The sequence below is a fragment of the Caballeronia sp. BR00000012568055 genome, from assembly GCF_029439455.1.
GTDB lineage: Bacteria > Pseudomonadota > Gammaproteobacteria > Burkholderiales > Burkholderiaceae > Caballeronia.
This window is the reverse complement of sequence record NZ_JAQFVG010000093.1, coordinates 9489-12589: the sequence shown is the minus strand read 5'-3', so window position 1 is coordinate 12589 and position 3101 is coordinate 9489. Positions and strand designations below refer to the sequence as shown.

Genomic DNA, 3101 nt, shown 5'->3' with positions numbered 1-3101 from the left:
ATATGGCGCGTCAGATGGTGGCCCTTATAGCCATAGCTGCGCGCAGCGTCGAGTGCATCCGTGGCGGAAATCAGATTGCCCCGGTCATCGTAAAGATAACTAACCAACTTGTGAGTCTGCCTCGTGACCGAATCGTAAAGCACGATTGAATCGATACGACCGTCGTGTGTCGGACGCACATCGAGCAAGCGCCCGGATTCTCCATCAACACTGCATTCGACGATGCGTCTCAGATACTGCCAATCCGCAGGCGGCGATAACGATAGCCCGGCGCAGGCGCGCTAAATCCTGCCTCGCACGGAAAAACGTAAAGCTGATTGCCTATCCGGACGCGCAACTCGCTGCCGCTGGGTTTATCCACACGGAACAAACGCGCGCCGTCACGCAATTCCTTCACCGCGTGCCCCACGCCGCACGCCGCGGGCAGGTTGGCAAAGAGAATCGAAATATGTGGGCCGATCAGCGTGACCGTGCCATCTCTTTCAACGTCGAGATGCAGGTCAGCGGGCGTGCGCCAGCCCTGGCCGCATTGGCCCGACTCGTCGCAGCGGTAGGACGCGTAATGACGCGGCCAAGACAAAGGCAGCCGACCGGAAATACTAAAGTCTTGTTGAGCAACGTCGACACTGCCATTTCGGATGTCAACCGGTTCGGCCTTCAGGATCTTGCATTTAAGCGTACCGGGTTCCATTTTCTGGAACGTCCATCGCTTAAGACTCTTAAATTTTTCGCCGAAAGCTTTCCCAAATTTACTTCCCTTCAGCTTTTTAAGCCCTTTTCCCGCGCCGTGCATCGCGCCTTTCATCATTAAGGCCATCATGTTGACGGTCGAAGGACCGCCAACCGTTACGCCGCTCGGCGTGCTCATATTGAGTGCGGTCGGCAAGACGGGCGATAGCTTGATCTTGACCTTCTTGATCCGAGGCGGAGCAGCAACACCCGCTGAATTGCAGTCGATCACGGGCATGGCCGTGCGAGAAAACGGCTCGCCATCGGCCAGCACGGTCTTGCTGCCCATAAAGATTTCGTTGTCGAACTGCGGCCCGGCCGGAACTTTGATGGGTGGCAGCCATGTGCCAAGCGGTATATGCACGACGACACCGCCGGTGCCTGCGTTTCCACGCTGCACGCCATTGACAAGCACCGTCCCACCCATGACCGGGATGTAGTCCATCAGATCGAACACCATGCCGATATGGGGCGTCGGCAACGGTCCGGGTAAAGGCGGTCCGTACGTGTGGATGTCCACTCCGAGTTGAACATCGAAATGTTTGGATGACGGCGTGCTGATAGACGGTCCCAACGCAGGCGCGGCGTCCTGCGCTGCCTGGGTGGCTTTTCCAACGCCTTCCATGGCAGCCATAAAGCCATTCGGTTTCTCTTCCGGCTTTTCGTTCTTTTTGATTTGCTTTTCCGAACTCATTTTTACCGCCTTATTTCATTGCCTTGTGGCGCGAGTCGCGCGCCCTGATTGCTCTGCTGCCGCGTTGCCTAGGGCGAAATCCCGATCTGTTCGTCCGCCTCGGCCTGATTCAACGCGTCGGCATCCAACAGTTGTGCAAGCTCTGCTTCCGTCTTGTCGAGTGCGTGCTTTAACTCGGGTAAGCCGCTCCAACGTACGTGCAACAACGCTCGCCCGGCATCGATCGCATTTCGAAACTGGCGATCGGCTCCCGCAATCAGCCGTTCGCGCTTTCTATGGCACGCAACGAAGCTGTCTTCGAGTTGTTGAGCCATTGTTTCTTCGATTCGAGCCACATCTGACGCGGAGGGAAACGCGCCCAGGTAAGAATGCTGCTTTTCGGCTTTGCCAAAGGTCTCAGCCTTCGAGACTTCGTAGGCCTGTGCAGCCGCCTCGAGCGCTTCGACTCGACGTGCATCGAGAAGGCGCATCAAATCCTGAAGGGCCATTGGCAGCGTCGTCATGGGACGTTGAGCCGCCGGGATTTGCTCTGCCTCACGGATCGCCAGAACGTAGTGTTCCTTCGCAGCATCCGGCTGCCTCGCATGGGCGAAGCAGAAACCAGTCATGCGCAAGCCTTCGACGACGAACATCGGATCAGGCACGCGCCGCGCCTGTTCCGCGCCACTTCGATAAGCGCGAGCCGCTTCCTTCATCTTCCCGGCCGCAAGCCAGGCACCACCCTCGCCAAACCATGTTTGCATAACGAGCTGCGCTGCCCCTGGAACCTCGTTTCCTTCGGCCTTCAGCGCACATTCACGCGCCTTGCGATAGCTCGAGATCGCGCGCTCAAAGTCCGCGCCCTTGATCCACGCGCCTGCCATCATCGTGTGAAGCACGGCCTCCTGATCCAGCCACTGTTCCCGCTGAACGATATTCATCGCTTTCTTCGCACGCTCCGCGACTTGTTGCGCCGAGCCTCGCTCCAGCAAAGCCATGACATCAGCCATGATCTGGCGATACGCGCCTGTGGCCCCGCCGCCACCCGAGTGCATCGCGGTCTCGCGCATGATGTCGAACATATCGGTATGAGCCTCGATCACCTTTACGGCATCGGGAAATTGATCAGCCAGCTTTTGCCAGCGTCGATTCGTGTGGTTATCGACAACCACGAGTCGAATCGATTTGGGGATAGGACTCTTCAGAGCCGTTTCGAGCCAGCCCTCCCACGCGGCGCTTACGCTGACCGGATGCGGCTGAAATACCGCTGCGACATAGCGGAATTGCTCGCTGTGGTGTACTGCGAAGGAGTTCAATATTCGGAGAAAGCCCGCGGCGCTGTCGTGCCGAGGAACGTTATTGATCGGCCAGGTCGCGCCGCTCGCGTCGTCATCGAACGTATCTCGATATTGTTCGAGCAACGAATCGCACAGCGCACGGCTGTATCCGAAGCTCGTATCAAACGGCTGATCGAAGCGAATAAACAGGTCAGGCGTATCCCATTCCGTCGATTCAGCTTGCACCGCAAAAAAAGCGTCGAGCAAGCGATCTGCGTTATCCGGAATGCGCAGAACGATCACGCGCCTGATCGTTCAAGGTGCGCTCGATCCAAAGATCGCGCAATAGCCCGATGTTTTTTTCTACTGGGTTCATGGTGAGTGCAAGCCTTTCGAGTTGTTCGAGTCGTACGTTTTCGCGC

The 3101-nt window shown here is 57.5% G+C and carries 2 protein-coding genes; both read right to left on the bottom strand.

Annotation, left to right across the window (positions count from 1 at the left end):
• Positions 1–229 precede the first annotated feature (229 nt).
• Positions 230–1423, bottom strand: coding sequence for a DUF6531 domain-containing protein (locus tag P7F28_RS06030; protein ID WP_277183577.1), 1194 nt, complete (start codon positions 1421–1423; stop codon positions 230–232).
• Between the two features lie 68 nt (positions 1424–1491).
• Positions 1492–2982, bottom strand: a complete 1491-nt coding sequence (locus P7F28_RS06025; protein WP_277183576.1) for a hypothetical protein — start codon at positions 2980–2982, stop codon at positions 1492–1494.
• Between the last annotated feature and the right edge of the window lie 119 nt (positions 2983–3101).